Source organism: Sphingobacterium sp. UBA6320 (assembly GCF_002440335.1).
In the GTDB taxonomy this organism is placed as follows: domain Bacteria; phylum Bacteroidota; class Bacteroidia; order Sphingobacteriales; family Sphingobacteriaceae; genus Sphingobacterium.
In genome coordinates, this window is sequence record NZ_DJTA01000017.1 from 140,935 (window position 1) to 160,155 (window position 19,221).

Here is a 19,221-nt window from a genome sequence, read left to right on the forward strand (position 1 = left end):
AGGATAGATATATTTAATAACTAAAGTTAGTAAAATTTGTTTATCAATTTATCAATACTTGCTCCTTATGCACGAGGATTCTGTTATTTTAATACGTTGAGGTTAAGGCCTGCTCACTAATCTGATTTCGAGTATTTTATGGCTCTTAGCTGAGCCTGATCCAGCCACCTTAATCTTTAATTCGTTGGCTTTTAATAGCTTCTGTGCCAGTGTAAATCGCACCGTCTTAATACCTGGTGTGCCAGCTTCTGTTGACAATGTGCCTGCTTGCGTATCGTTGACCCATATCTCCGTTGCTCGTGCTGCTTGTTCATCCACATATTTGATATAGATATCAGCTGTCTGGTTAGGCTCTTTTTTCATCATGTAACTAAACCAGCCCTCCGCTTCACGCCAGCGGGTATCGTCAAATACGCCCGCAACACTGTTTTGCTGTTGAATAAAATGATCGGACTCAGGTTGTTGCTCTCCACAGACGACCTTATCTAGGGTCAAAGCATCTAATTTTAAACTTTCCAGCTCGTCACGTTCCATTTTTTCCTGTAATTCGGTCAGTTCTTTTTCGGTTGCCTGTGGCCAATAAATGATATAGCGGCTATCGTGTATTTTGTAAAAGGGTTCAAGTTCCATGCTGATGTGCTCTTTTCCTAATCGCAGTCCTGCTAATGAAAAGTGCAGAGGCTTTGCAGCAATAGGTTTAACCAGGTTCGGGATCTCGGATGGATCAGTTGTTAAGATCGGTAAATCGGAAGACGGAATCTGCCTGCCTTTGGCGACATGGCCCATTCGGCTGTCGTCAGCACGTAAATCGGGTAATGTTTCCGTAGCTACACGTGCGCCCAATACAATAGGACCATAGAGCAGGCTATAATAATTGCTCCGATCCGGCAGCTGTTCGGTACGGATAGCCATAGGAAGCTCAATATCTACGCGATCACCTTTTTTCCATTTGCGTTTGATCGATAGCATATCTTGATCCTGTTCTGTGATCTGATACACCTGACCATTGATCCGTACTGTTGGAGCCTCCTTTAACCAGATCGGTTTCCGTATGTGCAATGTAAAAGTCGATGTTTTTTGTTTAGGATGGATAATAAGGCGTGTACTGGCTTGTTCTGGATAATTATTTTCCTGTACCACTTCGACTCCTTGCTCACGCCAGTTTAAGCGGGAGGGGATAAAGAGATTGACATAGAGCTGATCATCTTGGTGTGCATAGATCATTTCACCATATTTAGCATGGTTTTCTATGCCCGATCCCACACAGCACCACATGCTGGTATGCGGCTGCGAATATACCCTGTAATGTCCTGGACGAATTTGTGTAAAGTAAACAAAACCTCCATGTTCTGGATGTTGGCTGGATAAGATATGATTATATAAGCTTCGCTCGTAATAATCGAGGTATTTGCCTTGTGGATCTGTTTGGTGAAGCATTTTTGTCAACCGGAGCATATTGTAGGTATTGCAGGTTTCGGGTCCTTCAATGCTGTGGACCATTTTGGAAAAATCATCCGTCGGGTTAAAATGTTCACTGACACTGTTACCACCGATGGAGATCGAACGTTTGGATACAACAAGTTCCCAAAAGTAGCGCGCAGCATCTTCCCAAGTTTCATCCTGTGCTATATCTGCGATCCTTTTAAACCCCAGTACTTTTGGAATTTGGGTGTTGGCATGCTTGCCGGTCAATTGATCTTGATGTTGGATCAACGGGGTCAAGATCTCCTGATGGCTGAACTTGCGGGCTAGTGTCAGATAAGCTGGATTTTGCGTGATGGCAGCCACATCGGCAAATGTTTCGTTCAGTCCGCCATGTTCACTCCGCAACATATCCTGAATCTGCTTATCCGACAACTGCTGGACAAGCCTAATCGCCCAGTCTGTCATTTTGATCAGCATATCTTTAGCCTCTTCATTGCCGGTTAACAAGTAAGCATCACGTAAGCCTGCATAAGTCTTATGAATATTGTATAAGGGCACCCATTTGCTGTTTAAGTTGAAACCGCCGGCTTGAATATTTCCCTGCCTAATTTCTTCCCAGATCACCTGACCACCAGGTACTCCACCAATGTATCCATTTCCATTTGCTTCTTGACATTGTTTGAGGGTAGACAACATGTAATCCAATCTTCTTTTGATCTGTAAATCACCTGTAGACGCATACATATGAGCCAAGGCAGAAATATAGTGTCCACCGATATGACCGTCCAGTCCTGTATTTTCCCAATTGGTATAGGATTCTTTCTTTTGTGGTAGACCAGCTTCTCTAAGGAAAGGAGCCAGTAGACGATCTGCATCAAGTGTCAATAGATAAGTTAAATCCAGATCTTCAGCATGCTTGAAAGGTCCAGGGAGCAAACGTACATCTTTGAGATCAAAATAGGACAATACCGGTTTTGTCTGTGCTGATAATTCAGCAGTACAGATGACCATACAGGTGACATAGGAAAGGATGCTCTTCAGCTTCATAACAGTTCGGGTTTAGGTGATACCATTGGAGACAACGGTTTACAGTAAATTAAATGTTATTTATACATTTATTTGATTAGAAAAAATAATTGGCTATGCTAACTTAGGTGTTACCATTAATCGTTAATAGACCAACTCGGCAAATAGCTTAAAAAAGACATGATTTTTTCTTTATAGATATCTTTGTTCAAGCGGAAGTAAAAAGCTCCTTTTTTAGAGTTTTCTTTATCTTTTTCCTTGAGCTTAATGATCAGTTCTGAGGAAAGCAATTTACGGCTAAAATTTCGGGTATCGAGCTCGGTATCATATACGCCTTCGTAAAGGGATACAATCTGCGGAATCGTAAATTTCTCGGGCAAGAGTTCAAATAGAATAGGGTAAAGAGCTGCCTTGGCACGAAGTTCCCGTTTAGCTTTTTCAATCATCTGCTCGTGGTCAAAAATCAGTTGCGGCAGTTCTTTGAGCGGAAACCAACGTGCTTCAAATTCCTCACTGATGATATGTTTATATTGGTGGGTATCGATCAGCGCAAAATGTGCGATACTCACTACGCGTCCATATTTTTCACGGTTAGGATCTCCAAAGATACCACAGTCTTCCATATAGACATCTTCTAACCCTGTGAGCTTTTTTAATATGCGTGAAGCAGCCTGCTGGGGATTTTCATCGGGTTGAACAAATCCGCCCATTAAGCTCCATTTATTTCGTTCGGGCTCAAATCCTCGTTTTATCAGCAGAATTTCTAAAGATTCTCCATTAAATCCAAAAATAATACAGTCCACAGCTAATAATAAGCTTGGTTCGTTTTTGTAAAAATCCATCATTGATTACTCTCGTTTTATAATTAATTAGTGATACAAAATGTCTCGTATCTGTTACAATATCTAAAATGTTTCATAAAAAAACACATTTTTCTACCTATTTAATTGATTAGCTTATCAAAGCAGGCAACTATTTATTCCTATTGCAATACAAATCAACGAAAAAAAAAATTAAAATTTCATTTTTTAAAAAAATAAATGTTAATTTGACATTAATTACTTTAAATACCGGATCGTATGATGGATTCAGAAAGGGGATTAAAGTATAACAGATTATAAATCAATATTATAAACCAAAACTACAAATAATGAGCAAAGCATATGTGATCGGCTTAGATTATGGAAGTGATTCCGTTCGATCGGTTTTAGTAGATGCAGCGAATGGCGAGGAGCTATCTAGTGCAGTGTTCTACTATCCGCGATGGAACAGTGGCAAATTTTGTGATCCGATGACTAACCAATTTAGACAGCACCCCTTAGACTATATCGAGGGTTTGGAATCTACCATTAAATCCTGCCTTGAAAAAGTGGGTAATCCTGATATTGCCAAAGCTGTTAAAGCGATTTCTGTTGATTCAACAGGATCTACACCAGTAGCTGTGGATGAACGCGGGGTACCGCTTGCTTTATCCGAACGCTTTGCTGACAATCCAAACGCGATGTTTGTACTTTGGAAAGACCATACGGCAGTGAAGGAAGCTCAGGAGATCAATGATCATGCAAAAAAATACGATCCCGATTATTTAAAATATGTGGGCGGAATCTATTCTTCAGAATGGTTTTGGGCAAAATTGCTTCATGTACTGCGTAAAGATCAGGAGGTGCGCGATGCCCTCTATACTTGGGTCGAGCACTGTGATTATATCCCATTTTTACTAACGGGCGGTACGCATGCGCAAGATATTAAGCGTAGTGTCTGTGCTGCAGGACATAAGTCTTTGTGGGCAGCTGATTTTGGAGGTCTTCCGCCGAATCAATTTTTTGCTGAATTGGATCCGGTATTAGACGGCCTTGTGGATCGTTTATTTAGCCATACTTATACTTCTGCACAATCTGCTGGCACGCTCTCTGAAGAATGGGCTAACCGATTGGGGCTGTCTACTGATGTCGTGGTGGGTGTAGGTGCTTTCGACTGCCATATGGGAGCCGTAGGTGGACAGATCGAACCTTATTACTTAAGTAAAGTGATGGGAACTTCGACTTGTGATATGCTGGTGGCACCTCCTGATGAAGTGGGCGATACCTTGGTAAGAGGAATCTGTGGTCAGGTCGATGGGTCGATTATCCCAGGTATGATCGGTATGGAAGCGGGTCAATCTGCTTTTGGAGATGCTTATGCTTGGTTCAAGCAGGTGTTATCATGGCCTGTCACGAATCTGATCGGACAGTGTGATGATATTTCTGCCGAAGATAAAGCGAAGATTGCAAACCTGATCGACACACAGTTGATCCCAGAATTAAGTAAGAAAGCAGCAGAACTGCCTGTCACCGAGTCTTCGGAATTGGCGATTGACTGGTTCAATGGACGTCGTACGCCTGATGCCGATCAAACATTAAAGGGTGCTTTGTCTGGTCTTCATCTCGGAACTGATGCTGTGCGAATCTTTCGTTCTATTGTCGAAGCAACTTGCTTTGGAGCCAAAAGTATAGCCGATCGGTTTGTCGAGCAGGGTATTCCGGTAAAAGGATTGATCGGTCTTGGTGGCGTCGCTAAAAAATCTGCTTACATTATGCAGACAATGGCCGATGTGATGAATATGCCGATCCGCATCCATAAATCCGAACAGACCTGTGCTCTTGGAGCTGCCATGTTTGCGGCTACGGCGGCGGGTCTATATCCTAAAGTGGAAGATGCGATGGAAGCGATGGGACAGGGCTTCGAGAAAACGTACGAACCTCGTGCCGAAATGGTTGCCATCTATGCCAAACGATACGAACAATATAAGCAACTGGGTGCATTTATCGAGCAAAACTAAGTGAGCCACTGTCTGAGGCATCGTCTCAGCGGTATTTGCTGTCATTATAATTTTTAATTTTTTTTGAAACTTTAGCATCATGAGTTATACATCCATAAAAGAAGAAGCCTATCAGTGCAACATGCAATTGCCGAAATTGGGATTGGTCCTTTTTACCTTTGGTAATGTAAGTGTCGCGGATCGTGATCAGGCTGTATTTGCCATTAAACCCAGCGGGGTTCCGTATGAGGAATTGACGCCGGATCATATGGTGATCGTTGATTTTGATGGTCAGGTCGTCGAAGGTAAACTGAGACCTTCGTCGGATACTAAGACCCACGCAGTGCTCTATAAACACTGGGAAGGGATCGGCGGTATCACACATACCCATTCGACATATGCCACCGCTTGGGCACAGAGCCAACGCGATATTCCTATTTTTGGAACGACGCATGCGGATCACCTGACCTCTGACATCCCTTGTGCCGCTCCGATGGATGATCATATGATCGCGGGCAACTATGAGTATGAAACCGGATTTCAAATTATGAATCATTTTAATAAACTTCAACTGGACTACAAGGAAGTCGAAATGATTCTAGTTGGTAACCATGCCCCATTTACCTGGGGAAAAACGGGAGCCAAATCGGTCTATAACAGTGCGGTATTGGAAACTGTTGCACAGATGGCACTCCTTACCGAGCAGATCAATCCCAAGGCGCCACGTCTAAAAGATGCTTTGATTAAAAAACATTACGAACGTAAGCACGGTGGTGCAGCGTACTATGGTCAAGAATAAATCATATCAATAATCAACTATAAACTAAATAAAATTGAAAGGAGATTGGATCTACAGCCAATCTTATAAACGCTAAAATATGAATATCGATTTAAATAAATTGGAAGTTTGGTTCGTCACAGGGAGCCAGGATTTATATGGTGAAGAAACCTTAAAACAGGTTGCGCTACATGCTGAAGAAGTGGCACAGTATTTTTCTGCGCACAGCCAAATTCCTGTGCAGGTTGTCTACAAACCTATCGTTAAAAATAGTGAAGAAATCTACCATACGTTGACCGCAGCAAATGCTGCTGTGAATTGTATCGGGGTGGTCACTTGGATGCATACTTTTTCACCTGCTAAAATGTGGATCAGAGGATTGCAGGCTTTGCAGAAACCATTATTGCATCTGCATACGCAATACAATCGGGATATTCCATGGAGTACCATGGATATGGATTTTATGAACCTAAACCAAAGTGCGCACGGTGATCGTGAATTTGGTCATATTGTCACCCGTTTAAATATCGGCAGAAAAGTAGTGACTGGACATTGGCAGGATGAAGAAGTGATCGCACGTATCCAAGTATGGGTACGCGCAGCAGCAGCTTGGCACGACTGGCAAGGCGCTAAATTTGTTCGTTTTGGAGATAATATGCGTTACGTCGCAGTTACCGATGGGGATAAAGTATCTGCAGAGACACAATTTGGTTTCTCTGTCAATACTTATGCTGTTGGTGATCTTGTTGCGATCATCAATGCGGTCTCAGCATCACAAATCAATACTTTACTCGAGGAGTATGAGGCGACCTATGATCTGGCGCCCAATGTCATGGAGGGCGGAGAGCAACGTCAAAGTTTGGTGGAAGCAGCCCGTATCGAAATTGGATTAAGAACGTTTTTAGAAGCGGGGAACTATAAAGGTTTTACCGATACATTTGAAGATCTGCATGGTCTGGTGCAACTACCAGGTTTGGCCGTACAGCGATTGATGGCTGAAGGCTATGGATTTGCCGGTGAGGGCGACTGGAAAACTCCGGCTTTGGTGAGAGCATGTAAAGTGATGGGTGCTGGTTTGCCGGGAACTACAGCTTTTATGGAAGATTATACGTATCATTTTGATCCGCAGAATGAGATGGTCTTGGGTTCGCACATGCTGGAAGTAGATCCGGCTTTAGCGGCTGATAAACCTAGAATTGAAGTACATCCGCTGGGGATTGGTGGTAAAGCCGATCCGGCACGTCTGGTATTTGATGGCTTGAGCGGTCCTGCTCTCAATGCTTCATTGATTGATTTGGGAACACGCTTTCGCTTGATCGTCAATAAAGTAGTCGGTGTAGATGTCAAAGAGGAACTGCCGAAATTGCCTGTTGCACGTGTGCTGTGGAAACCGCTTCCGGATATGAAAACCGCTTGTAGTGCGTGGATATACGCTGGTGGTGCTCACCATACTGCTTACAGTTTGAGTTTGACACCAGAATACTTGGAAGATTTTGCGCGAATTGCTGGGTTGGAGTATGTAGCGATTGATGAAAATACGACGCTGACACATCTGGAAAACCAGTTGAAGTGGAATGAACTCTATTTTTTAATGAAAAAATAACCTGAATAGTCCTGCTCTTTTCTAAAAAGAGCGGGACTTCATCATAAGCAACTCGCAAGACTATGGAAAAATTTGCAACAGTAGATTACGTCATCTTTGTCGTCTACTTCATAATTGTAGCTGGATATGGCTACTGGATATACAGCAGAAAAACAGCTGCCAACAATAGTAGTAAGGACTATTTCTTGGCAGAAGGTTCTTTGACATGGTGGGCTATCGGAGCATCGTTGATTGCATCCAATATCTCTGCCGAACAATTTATTGGAATGAGCGGTAATGGTTTTGAGGTCGGTATTGCCGTAGCGGCCTACGAGTTGATTGCTGCCGTGGCTTTAATCATTGTGGCCGTGTGGTTTATACCGGTCTACCTGAAGAACAAGATCTTCACGATGCCGCAGTTTTTAAACAATCGATACAATGAAACGACCAGTCTGATTATGGCTGTTTTCTGGCTTTTCTTATATGTGTTTGTCAACTTAACGTCGATCTTATACCTCGGAGCAATCGCCATATCGAGTATGGCTGGTGGCGGAGATAGCTTTCACCTGATCATGGTCGCATTGGCTGTATTTGCTGTCATTATCACATTGGGTGGTATGCGCGTGATCGGTTTTACCGATGTGATTCAAGTGGTGGTTTTGATCATCGGCGGTATTGCTACGACTTATGTGGCTTTAACTTTGGTGAGTGAGCACTTTGGTCTTGGAAAAGATGTTTTGGCCGGTTTCAATAAACTCATGGAAGATTCACCTAAGCATTTTGAAATGATCGTGGATAAACCAGGTGTTGGCGCGACACAAGAGGAGATAAACAAATACCTCATGTTGCCTGGTATCGGGATGTATCTGGCCGGTATCTGGATTGTAAATTTGAATTATTGGGGATGTAACCAGTACATCACACAACGTGCTTTGGGAGCAGATCTAAAAACTGCCCGTATGGGTATTTTATTTGCAGGTCTTTTGAAACTGTTGATGCCGCTTATCGTCATGTTGCCCGGAATCGCGGCTTATGTGCTCTATAAAAATGGTGCATTGCAAGAGGAAATGGCACCAGGAGGGGTTTTCCATGCCGATAATGCATACTCCGCTATTCTTGGACATTTGCCAAATGGAATGAAAGGCTTGGCTCTGGCAGCGTTGACTGCGGCTATCGTGGCTGGTCTTGCAGGTAAAGCCAATAGTATTGCGACCATCTATACCTTGGATATCTATAAAAAGTATATCAACACGGCAGCATCTGAAGCGAAAATGGTGTGGATCGGAAAAATTACGATCGTGGTATCGATCGTGGTCGCGGTATTATTTACGTGGAACGATACGTTGGGTATCGGTGGAGCTGGTGGATTTACCTTTATTCAAAAATATACAGGTTTTATCAGTCCAGGGGTATTTGCGATGTTTTTACTGGGGATGTTTTGGAAACGCACGACAGGACCTGCTGCCATTACAGGTTTGATTTCAGGTTTCGGTCTGTCCATCTTCTTCAACGAATTTGCGACAAAAGTATTTGGTCCTGAAACGTGGTTGTATACAGCATATATCAATAAAAGTGGCCACTATGAAATTCCATTCCAGATCTGTATGGGATTGGCTTTCGCGTTTACGTTAGCTTTGATGATCGGGGTGAGTTTGTTTGGTCCAAAAGAGAATCCAAAAGCATTTGCACTTGATAAAAAGATGTTCAAAGTAGAACCATCTATCTTAGTCCTAATCGTGGTCACACTACTATTAGTAACGGCTATCTATGTGCGTTTTTGGTAGAGATATAATCTATTAACCCATTTTAAATCATAACGATATGAATAATAAAATATTAAGTGGTTTATTGTTGACATCCGCATTTGCTTGCGGCTGTCAGCAAAATTCCAATAAGCAACATACGGCTACAAGTCAAGATAGTACAGTCCACTCGTTTGAGACGACGATCGACAATAAGGAGGTTAAACGCTATACCTTAACCAATGGGAAGCTCAAAGCTGCACTGACCAATTTTGGTGCAAGATTGGTTAGTTTAGAAGTGCCTGATCAGGCAGGTCATCTGACGGATGTGATCCTAGGTTATGACCGTGCTGATGAGTACAAAGCGAATGCTGATAATTTTTACGGAGCTATTGTAGGGCGTTATGGAAATCGGATCGGTGATGCGACTTTCACTTTACAAGGAGTCAAATATGAACTGGAAAAGAATGATGGGAAAAACTCCCTGCATGGCGGTACACATGGCGTATACAATCAAGTGTGGGATGTCGCTAATCGTTCGGATTCCTCCATCACCTTCACTTATCTTTCGCCTGATGGCGAAGCCGGATATCCCGGAAATGTGAAAATGCAAGTGACCTATACGTTAAATCATACCGGCGGACTGGTCATGGATTATCAAGCCAATACGGATAAAGAAACGGTGTTGAACCTCACTAATCATGCTTATTTTAATCTCAGTGGTGCGGGATCTGAAACGATACTGGACCACGAACTGCAAATTGATGCGGAAGCCATTACAGAAGTGGATGACACCTTGATTCCGACAGGAAAAAGTATTCCTGTAGCTGGAACACCATTTGATTTCCGCAAAGCATTTGTAATCGGCGATCGTATCGATGTAGACCATGCGCAACTGAAAATCGGAAAAGGGTACGATCATAACTTTGAATTGTCAAAATCTACCGGTTTTAGAAAAGTTGCTGCTGTCTATGCCGCAAAAACAGGGATAGAAATGCAGATATGGACGACAGAACCGGGACTGCAGTTCTATAGTGGCAATTTCATGTCAGACACTGATCCGAAGGGGAAAAATGGTTTGGTCTATCCTTTCCGTTCAGCCTTTTGCTTAGAAACACAGCACTATCCAGATGCACCTAATCATCCGACATTTGCTTCGACAGTAGTGAAACCTGGCCAGACATACACCTCAAAATCAGAATATAGATTTACGATAAGATAATATAGCATGAAAAAAATTGAGCTACTACTAACAGTTTTAATGGTTGGTTCTACACCTGTATTTGCACAAAGCCCTGTAAATTTTAAAGTAGATCTTGATCGGCCAACGGGCAAGATATCGCCAGATATGTGGGGCGTATTTTTTGAGGATATTAACATGGGTGCCGACGGGGGAATATATGCCGAATTGGTTAAAAATCGATCATTCGAATTTCATGAACCTTGGATGGGCTGGAAAAAATTGACCAAAGAACCTGAAGGTACTTTTTTGATTGTTAACAATAGCACACGAAAGGGTAATCCTCGTTCCTTGAAAATCCATAATCCTAAAGGGATACAATTGGGTCTTCAAAATGAAGGATTCCGGGGTATGGGAATCAAAAAAGGGGAGCAATATGAATTTTCATTGCTTTTTAAACAAGCTTCTGCGGGCATGCGCATCCGTGTTGAAGTATTAAATGAACAAGATAAAGTAATCGGAACAAGTACTTTAGCCTTATCTAGTGGAAGTAATTGGCAAAGTGGAAGCAGTAAATTTACCGTTTCTGAAACTACTGCAAAAGGAAAGCTGAATGTTTGGATCGAAGGTTCTGGTGATGCAGAGCTTGATATGATCTCCCTTTTTCCAACGGATACTTGGAAAAATAGACCAAAAGGGCTGCGTAAAGATATGGTCCAGATGCTGGCCGATATGAAACCCGGATTTATTCGTTTCCCAGGAGGCTGTATCGTAGAAGGTAGGGACTTAGCAAGTCGTTTTCAATGGAAAAAGACCGTTGGTCCTATTGAAGAGCGTGAGTTGATCATTAACCGCTGGAATACGGAATTTAAGCATAGGCCAGCGCCAGATTACTTTCAAACCTTTGGATTGGGATTTTATGAATACTTCTTAATGGCCGAAGATATTGGCGCTAAAGCTGTACCGATCTTAAACTGTGGGATGGCCTGCCAGTTTAATACCGGAGAACTTGTGCCAATGGAGGAACTGGACACGTATATACAAGATGCTTTGGATCTGATTGAATTTGCTAATGGATCGGTTAGCACAACTTGGGGTAAGCTACGATCGGATATGGGACACCCAGCACCCTTTAATCTGGAAATGTTGGGCGTGGGCAATGAAAACTGGGGTCCTCAGTATGTGGAGCGTCTAGCTGCATTTAAAAAAGTATTAAAGGAGAAACATCCCGAAATAGCGATTATCGCCAGTTCAGGTACTGATCCCGACGGGGAGCGTTTTGCCTATCTGGACGAGCAGCTCCGTGAGATGAAAATCGATATCATCGATGAGCATTACTACCGACCACCATCGTGGTTTTTGTCCAGCGTCTCTCGCTATGATGATTATGATCGAAATGGCCCGAAAGTGTTTGCTGGCGAATATGCTTCACATACCACAAGACCAAATGGTCCTGGTCGTAGTACTTGGGAAGCCGCACTTTCAGAAGCAGCTTTCTTGACCGGTTTGGAACGTAATGCCGATGTTGTCCAAATGGCTTCATATGCACCGCTGTTTGGCCATGTCGATGGTTGGCAGTGGAGTCCAGATTTGATCTGGGTCGATAATCTACAGGTATACGGTACACCAAGTTATCAGGTTCAAAAATTGTATTCGACGCATACGGGTACCGACATTATACCGATTAAATGGAATGGAGAGACAATTGCAGGTAAAGACAGTTTATTTGCTTCAGCGGTCTATGACAGTAAAGCGAAAGAACTGATTATCAAATTTGTCAATTACAACAGCAAACCTATTCAGGCTAACTTTGATATCAATTCGCAGAAGAAATTGAAGCAGGTCGCTGTGAAAACTACATTGGCCAATGCGGACTTGAATGTTTCCACTAGTTTTGAGGAACCATTGAAAATACAGCCTAAAGTGGAAGAGGTCAAGTACAAAGGGAAAAAAATATCGGATACTTTTGCTCCGTATTCATTGACAGTCATTAAACTGCCTGTACAATAAAAAATAATAACTCTTGCAATGATCTGATCATGAGGGGCACATTCGTGTGCCAATCACCATAAACTAAACAAAGCTTGTCTTGGACAGCTCAGCACTATATTTTTATGCTGATACCTCCACCTAGGTGTCAGCACCAAAATAGGCTCATGATCGGATCATTGTCTTTACCCTGTTGTGTTCGTTATGCTGCCATAGGCAGCGATCGTATAGCTCAATGTGGGTTTGGATAAGGTTGTGAGTTCTATTTGGTGCCATTTAGAAGAACAAGTGTATGAAAACAGCCTCTTAAACGGAGCTGTGATAGACATCGATGTTGTGTAGATGTTTATGTGGTAGCTGGGGTTGAATATGATTTATAGATGATGTAGGATAGCCGGTACGTCAGCACAGGATTTGAAACCTGACTAAAAGCAAGCATATGGTTGTGTTGGTGCTTTTAGGCTAATGTATGTGTTGTTTTACGTTTTAAACAAATTTGATCATCATAGACCAGTACAGCTCATGTGAAACAGTTTTTCGTGATAGGGTTTGAACTGCGAGGCTACATATGCTTATATTTTAATGGTGCCATCTAGGACTTTTTATAAACCGTCATAAAAATGGCGCATGATACACTCAATGACCATGCTTTCCTTTTCAAGATCCCGTGCAAGATCGTGATCGTTAACGTGAAATCGTTGAACATAATAACCAATACTAATTTTATTCTGATGAAAAAACAGCTTGTTTATATATGCTTATTAGTTTTCATTACCGTAACGCAGAAAAAGCTATACGCTAATGAACCCGATTCGGCTTATCTTTTTGCGTATAGCTCTGGAAAGAACAACCATCACAATGGTTTGCATTTTGCGTGGAGTATGGACAAAAAGAAATGGCATAGTATCGGTCCTGAGTCCAGTTTTCTGCGTTCTGATTATGGACAGTGGGGCACACAGAAGAAAATGATTGATCCCTTTCTATTCTTGTCACCCACAGGTACCTGGCATTGTGTCTGGAGTTTGAATCAAGAAGATGGTGCATTTGCACATAGTGAGTCAAGAGATCTCATTCATTGGGAAAGCCAGTCTTATCCTTTGGTCTTTCCTTCCGGTAACTGCCTCAGTCCAATCATCAATTACCAGAAAAATACCGGTGTTTACCAAGTAATCTGGAAAACAGATCGCCCTTCTATCGGAAATTATGCTGTAGAAACGAAAGATTTTAAACTATTTTCTGCGACAACAAAAGTTATGCAGGAGCAGCATGCCAAGGAGCAGGTACGCCTGGCAGACGGAACCTATCTGGGCACGGTCCATAAAGTCGCTTGGGAGACCATTGAAAAATTACTGAAAAAGCAGCAGTTAGATGCATACAAGGGAAAGTTGAACCAGGAACGGATGGCAGATGATGGTACTCGTTTTGCTTCACTAACCGCTATTAAAGGCAAATTGAAGCTGGATGAACATATGCCCGACCGAGCGATCAGTGATCTGCTAATAGGTGCATTTTTTGAAGATATTAATTATGCGGCCGACGGGGGCTTATATGCCGAGCTGATTCAGAACAGGGGATTTGAATATACGTCAAAGGACCGGAAAGAATGGAATAGTCTGACGGCTTGGAGTGCGACAGACGATGGAGCAGTTCTGGTTATCGATACGATCTTGCCGATCCATCAGCATAATCAGCACTATGTGACCATGAAGGTTAAAGATGGTGCAGGAATCGTGAATGAAGGTTTTGGTGGGATTGCGATCAAAAAAGGGGAGCAGTATAACTTTTCCGTTTATTCGCGTGCAAAATCAGCACAGTTAGGCCAATTATTGATCCGATTAATAGATCGAGACGGAAATACCATTGCAGAGACGCGAACCAAGAAGTTATCAAAAAAATGGCAGCAATATACCTTACCTATGTTGGCAAATGCAAGCGTTTCAGATGCCCGATTGGTCATAACCTATTCTCAGGATGGAACAGTTGATCTGGATATGGTCTCTTTATTTCCTAAAAATACATTTCATCATAGAGAAAATGGCCTGAGAGCAGATCTTGCTACTACTATTGCCGATATGAAACCACGTTTTGTCCGTTTTCCAGGAGGATGTGTGGCGCATGGAGATGGTCTTGAAAATATCTATCATTGGAAAAATACCATTGGTCCGGTGGAACAGCGAAAACCACAGCGCAATCTGTGGGGATACCATCAATCCTTTGGTTTGGGGTATTTTGAATATTTTCAATTTTGTGAAGATCTGGGTGCAGAACCTGTACCGGTCGTAGCAGCCGGAGTTCCTTGTCAAAATTCGGCACATCATGGCCATAAGCTTGGTGGTCAGCAGTGCGGCATACCGATGGAGGAGATGGGGCATTATGTGCAAGATATCCTTGATCTGATTGAGTATGCCAATGGAGATGTCCATACGGTCTGGGGCAAAAAACGCGCTGAAGCAGGACATCCAGCTCCCTTTAACTTGAAATATATCGGTATCGGTAATGAAGATTTAATTACCGATATATTCAAAGAACGCTTTACGATGATCTATGAAGCGATAAAGAAAAAATATCCGCATATCGAAGTGATTGGTACTGCAGGCCCATTTTATGAAGGATCTGATTATGTAGCAGGGTGGGATTTGGCAACAAAATTAGAAGTTCCGTTGATCGACGAGCATTATTACAATCCGCCGGGCTGGTTTATCCACAATCAGGATTTCTACGACCGTTATGACCGCAGTAAGTCTAAAGTATATCTTGGAGAGTATGCGGCACACCTCCCTGATCGTGCCAGTAACATTGAAACTGCGCTGGCGGAAGCTTTACATCTGTGCAATGTCGAACGGAATGCTGATGTCGTGACGATGACTTCTTATGCTCCTTTGCTAGCAAAAGAAGGGAATACGCAATGGTCTCCCGATTTGATCTACTTTAATAATACAACCGTAAAACCCACAGTAGGTTATTACATCCAGCAGGCATTTGGACAACATGCTGGCCAAACGTATCTATTTAGTGATCTGCAGCTATCTAATCAAGATGAAGCGGTCAACAAACGCATCGGTAAATCAATTGTACGCGACGCAAAAACTGGAGATATTATCGTAAAATTGGTGAATCTATTGCCTGTTGAGGTGGATCTTGAACTCGATCTTTCGGCGATCGGAATTCGCAAGCAAGAGGTAAAGGCAACTGTTATCGCAGGAAAACCAACAGATCGTACCGCGCGCCCTGTCGCAGCAACATTAGAGCTAGATCGTTGCAAATTGTCTCCTTATTCCTTTACCGTTTTCCGTATACCTGCACAAAAGTAGTTGATCAGATGAGAAAGATACCATTTACCATCCAGTTACAGCTGGTCATGTGCTTCATCATACAGGGCGTATCTGTCTATGGACAACATAAAAAAGATACCGCAAGTCAACCTGTCGGTTATTTATTCGCTTACTTTTCGGATAATAGCCCGGAAGGTGAGCAGCTTCGATATGCTTTTAGCCGTGATGGTCTAAATTTTAAGCCTCTAAATGCTGGAAAACCAGTACTTGCATCCGATAGTATTGCATTAAAAAAAGGAATCCGAGATCCACATATCATGCGTTCTCCCGATGGAAAATACTTTTATATGGTGATGACCGATATGCGCTCTAGCGAGGGCTGGCAGAGCAATGATGGTATCATCATGCTCAAAAGTACGGACCTGATCCATTGGAAACATCAGGCAATTGACTTTCCTACGCGTTTTCCTAATTTAAAAGGATTTGATCGGGACAATTTGCATGCGGTATGGGCTCCACAGATCATCTGGGATCATGATAAACAACAGTATATGATCTATTATTCAATAGGTCGGCATGATTGGGAGTATGCCGTTGGTGATAAAAAACAACCCTATTTTAAGATTTACTACTCTTATGCCAATGCTGATTTTACCGATATCAGTACACCTGAACTGTTGTTTGATTTTGGAACTGCCGCGATTGATGCTGATATCGTGTACGATGAAAAGAATAAGAATTATGTCTTATTTTTTAAGGATGAGGGTTTATCGACCATGAATCAGGGTTTTCGTACTAAAAGTGGTGTCATGCGAGCAACAAGTAAAAGCTTAACAGGACCTTATCAAACAGAATATCGGCATCTCCATGTAGATCAGAAGAAGCCTGTTGAAGGTTCTAGTGTGTTTAAGTTGATTGATTCTGATGAATACATCCTGATGTATGACTGTTATACGGAAGGTTACTACCAATTTTGCAAAAGTGCTGATTTGGCAGAGTTCACATTTATACAGAATACACCGGTAGGGGGTGAATTTACACCCAGACATGGATCGGTCATGCCCATAACTGCCGAAGAGCTAGTAACGCTGACCCATAAATTTGGTAGTGCTGCTGGACTTTAAGCGTAAAAGCGGTCTTATTTATTTGTCGTGCAGGTTTGATTAAATAGTGATCAGTCCTGTACGACTATCACATTTTTGCCTATACAGATCGATCTGCTTTTGTTTGTCAAGTGAAGCATTATTGATGTGTGAAAAATAAATGTTTGTTTTACATTTATTTTTTTATATTTGTTTAACTGTTATAACCAATAGATTTTTTAAACCTTCAATCAACGCGTATGAATGCATAGTGGAATGCTTGAGCTTTGATCAGCAAAAAAAAATTTGTCACTTTTTTAAGTGTACTCTTAACATTTAATAATAGCTTTTTATATATTCTAAACTGCATATTTACTTCATAACTTATATCTGACATGAACAAAAGAAAAGGGCAACTCGCCCATATTTTGATCACATTTATTGCCTTTAGCATCATAGCTCCAGTTCTTGGACAGGAGTATAGATCTGGTCCAGCGGAAAAAGACTTTGTCGGTTATTTATTTGCTTATTTTAAAGGCAATGCCGTAGCGGATGAATCGGTGTGCTTTGCAGTCAGTACCGATGGTTATACTTATCGTGCGCTGCATAACAATCAACCGGTACTGGACTCCAAGGTCATCAGCACAACAGGTGGTGTGCGGGATCCGCATATACTCCGAGGGGAGGATGGCAAGTCTTTTTATATGGTATTGACCGATATGACCTCCTCTAAGGGGTGGGACTCTAATCGTGCGATGATCTTATTGAAGTCGGAAGATCTGATTCACTGGAAGCATCACGTGATCAATATCCAAGAGCGATTTAAAGGTCATGAAAACCTTAAACGGGTATGGGCTCCACAAACGATCTATGATCCAGCTGCTGGTAAATATATGGTCTATTGGTCGATGAAACATGGTGATGGTGCTGATATCATATATTATGCATATGCGAATGCTGAGTTCTCCGATTTGGAATCTGAGCCTCGGGTATTATTTCTTCCTAAAAATGGCAAATCGTGCATCGATGGGGATATCATCAATAAAAATGGTCTCTTCTATCTATTTTATAAAACTGAAGGACATGGCAATGGAATAAAATTGGCATTGACAGATTCGCTGACATCAGGCAAATGGATTGAACAACCGGGCTATAAGCAGCAGACTAATGATGCCGTAGAGGGATCTAGTGTCTTTAAACTCAATCAGTCGGATCGCTATATTTTGATGTATGATGTATATGGAAAAGGGAAATATCAATTTTGTGAATCTGTTGATCTCGATCGGTTTAAAGTCATCGACCATGAAGTCAATATGGACTTTCACCCACGGCATGGTTCTATTATCCCTTTGTCCAGAAGTGAATTTAAAAAGCTGACAGATCGTTGGGGGACACCTTCGGACATCAAGTTGTCGACAAAGAAAAATCCCATATTGGATGGTTTCTATGCCGATCCAGATGTGCTTTATTCCAATAAAACCAAAAAGTATTATATCTATCCAACGAGTGACGGATTCAATGGTTGGGGCGGGTATTACTTTAAGACCTTTTCTTCCACTGATCTCCAAGACTGGAAAGATGAAGGGGTTATTTTGGATTTGAAGAAAGATGTACCCTGGGGACCGAGGAATGCCTGGGCACCTACGATAGCAGAGAAAAAAGTGAAAGGTGATTATAAATATTACTACTATTTTACTGCTGCTCAAAAGATAGGAGTTGCGGTTGCTGATCTGCCTACAGGTCCATTTAAGGATTCGGGAAAACCATTGATAGATTTTAAACCGAATGGTATTAAGGGCGGGCAGGAAATCGACCCTGCAGTTTTTAATGACCCTAAATCTGGTAAAAGCTATCTGTATTGGGGCAATGGATACCTCGCTGTTGCAGAACTGAATAAAGATATGATCTCGATCAAACAAAATACGATCCAGGTACTGAATGTTGACCGAACGTTTCGCGAGGGCGTGTATGTGATCTTCCGAAATGGTACCTATTATTTTTTATGGTCCGAGGATGATACGCGCAGTGAGAATTATCGGGTACGATATGGCACGTCTTCATCACCGACAGGGCCGATCCATATTCCTGAAAATAATATTGTAATTGAAAAGGATCCATCAAAGGGAATTTACGGTACTGGGCACAATTCCGTATTGCAAGTGCCTGGTACTGATGAATGGTATATCGTGTATCACCGATTTAGTTACCCCGACGGTATCCATATGGGTGACGCAGCAGGTTTTAACCGCGAAGTATGTATGGATAAAATGGAATTTGGTACGGATGGAAGTATTAAAAAAGTAATTCCGACTCATTAGAAAGTTTTACTTTCCTAATCATTTTTTAAA

Annotated in this window: 11 protein-coding genes; 9 read left to right on the forward strand and 2 right to left on the reverse strand. The window is 42.1% G+C overall.

The features are described 5' to 3' along the window. Positions 1-102: 102 nt before the first annotated feature. Both B3P23_RS10600 and B3P23_RS10605 read right to left on the reverse strand, forming a co-directional pair. Positions 103-2,472 (reverse strand): glycoside hydrolase family 127 protein, encoded by a 2,370-nt coding sequence (locus B3P23_RS10600; RefSeq protein ID WP_293925791.1) that lies wholly within the window; start codon positions 2,470-2,472, stop codon positions 103-105. Between the two features lie 116 nt (positions 2,473-2,588). Next, a complete protein-coding gene (locus tag B3P23_RS10605) occupies positions 2,589-3,296 on the reverse strand; it encodes an NUDIX hydrolase (RefSeq protein ID WP_317233164.1) in 708 nt (235 codons plus the stop codon). 305 nt (positions 3,297-3,601) lie between these two features. Here B3P23_RS10605 and B3P23_RS10610 point away from each other — a divergent pair, with 305 nt between their 5' ends. The 9 genes from B3P23_RS10610 to B3P23_RS10650 all read left to right on the forward strand — a co-directional run bounded on the left by B3P23_RS10610 (position 3,602) and on the right by B3P23_RS10650 (position 19,191). Beyond that, positions 3,602-5,269 (forward strand): ribulokinase, encoded by a 1,668-nt coding sequence (locus B3P23_RS10610; RefSeq protein WP_293925793.1) that lies wholly within the window; start codon positions 3,602-3,604, stop codon positions 5,267-5,269. 79 nt (positions 5,270-5,348) lie between these two features. Next, positions 5,349-6,047 carry an L-ribulose-5-phosphate 4-epimerase gene (locus B3P23_RS10615; RefSeq protein WP_045756403.1) on the forward strand — a complete coding sequence of 233 codons (699 nt, stop codon included), beginning with the start codon at positions 5,349-5,351 and terminating at the stop codon, positions 6,045-6,047. Between the two features lie 79 nt (positions 6,048-6,126). Next, on the forward strand, positions 6,127-7,629 hold the full coding sequence (gene araA / locus B3P23_RS10620) for an L-arabinose isomerase (protein WP_293925796.1): 1,503 nt from the start codon (positions 6,127-6,129) through the stop codon (positions 7,627-7,629). A gap of 62 nt (positions 7,630-7,691) precedes the next feature. After that, entirely contained in the window at positions 7,692-9,392 is a 1,701-nt protein-coding gene (locus B3P23_RS10625; protein ID WP_045756401.1) for a sodium:solute symporter family transporter, read from the forward strand. Positions 9,393-9,429: 37 nt separating this feature from the next. Further along, entirely contained in the window at positions 9,430-10,572 is a 1,143-nt protein-coding gene (locus B3P23_RS10630) for an aldose epimerase family protein (protein WP_293925800.1), read from the forward strand. A gap of 6 nt (positions 10,573-10,578) precedes the next feature. Beyond that, the gene (locus tag B3P23_RS10635; protein WP_293925802.1) at positions 10,579-12,540 is read left to right on the forward strand and encodes an alpha-L-arabinofuranosidase C-terminal domain-containing protein; all 1,962 of its coding nucleotides are present in this window, start codon (positions 10,579-10,581) and stop codon (positions 12,538-12,540) included. A 710-nt stretch (positions 12,541-13,250) separates the two neighbouring features. After that, entirely contained in the window at positions 13,251-15,830 is a 2,580-nt protein-coding gene (locus tag B3P23_RS10640; protein ID WP_293925804.1) for an alpha-L-arabinofuranosidase C-terminal domain-containing protein, read from the forward strand. Between the two features lie 8 nt (positions 15,831-15,838). After that, on the forward strand, positions 15,839-16,915 hold the full coding sequence (locus B3P23_RS10645; protein WP_293925806.1) for a glycoside hydrolase family 43 protein: 1,077 nt from the start codon (positions 15,839-15,841) through the stop codon (positions 16,913-16,915). Positions 16,916-17,268: 353 nt separating this feature from the next. Further along, positions 17,269-19,191 carry a family 43 glycosylhydrolase gene (locus B3P23_RS10650; RefSeq protein WP_293925807.1) on the forward strand — a complete coding sequence of 641 codons (1,923 nt, stop codon included), beginning with the start codon at positions 17,269-17,271 and terminating at the stop codon, positions 19,189-19,191. Positions 19,192-19,221 lie beyond the last annotated feature (30 nt).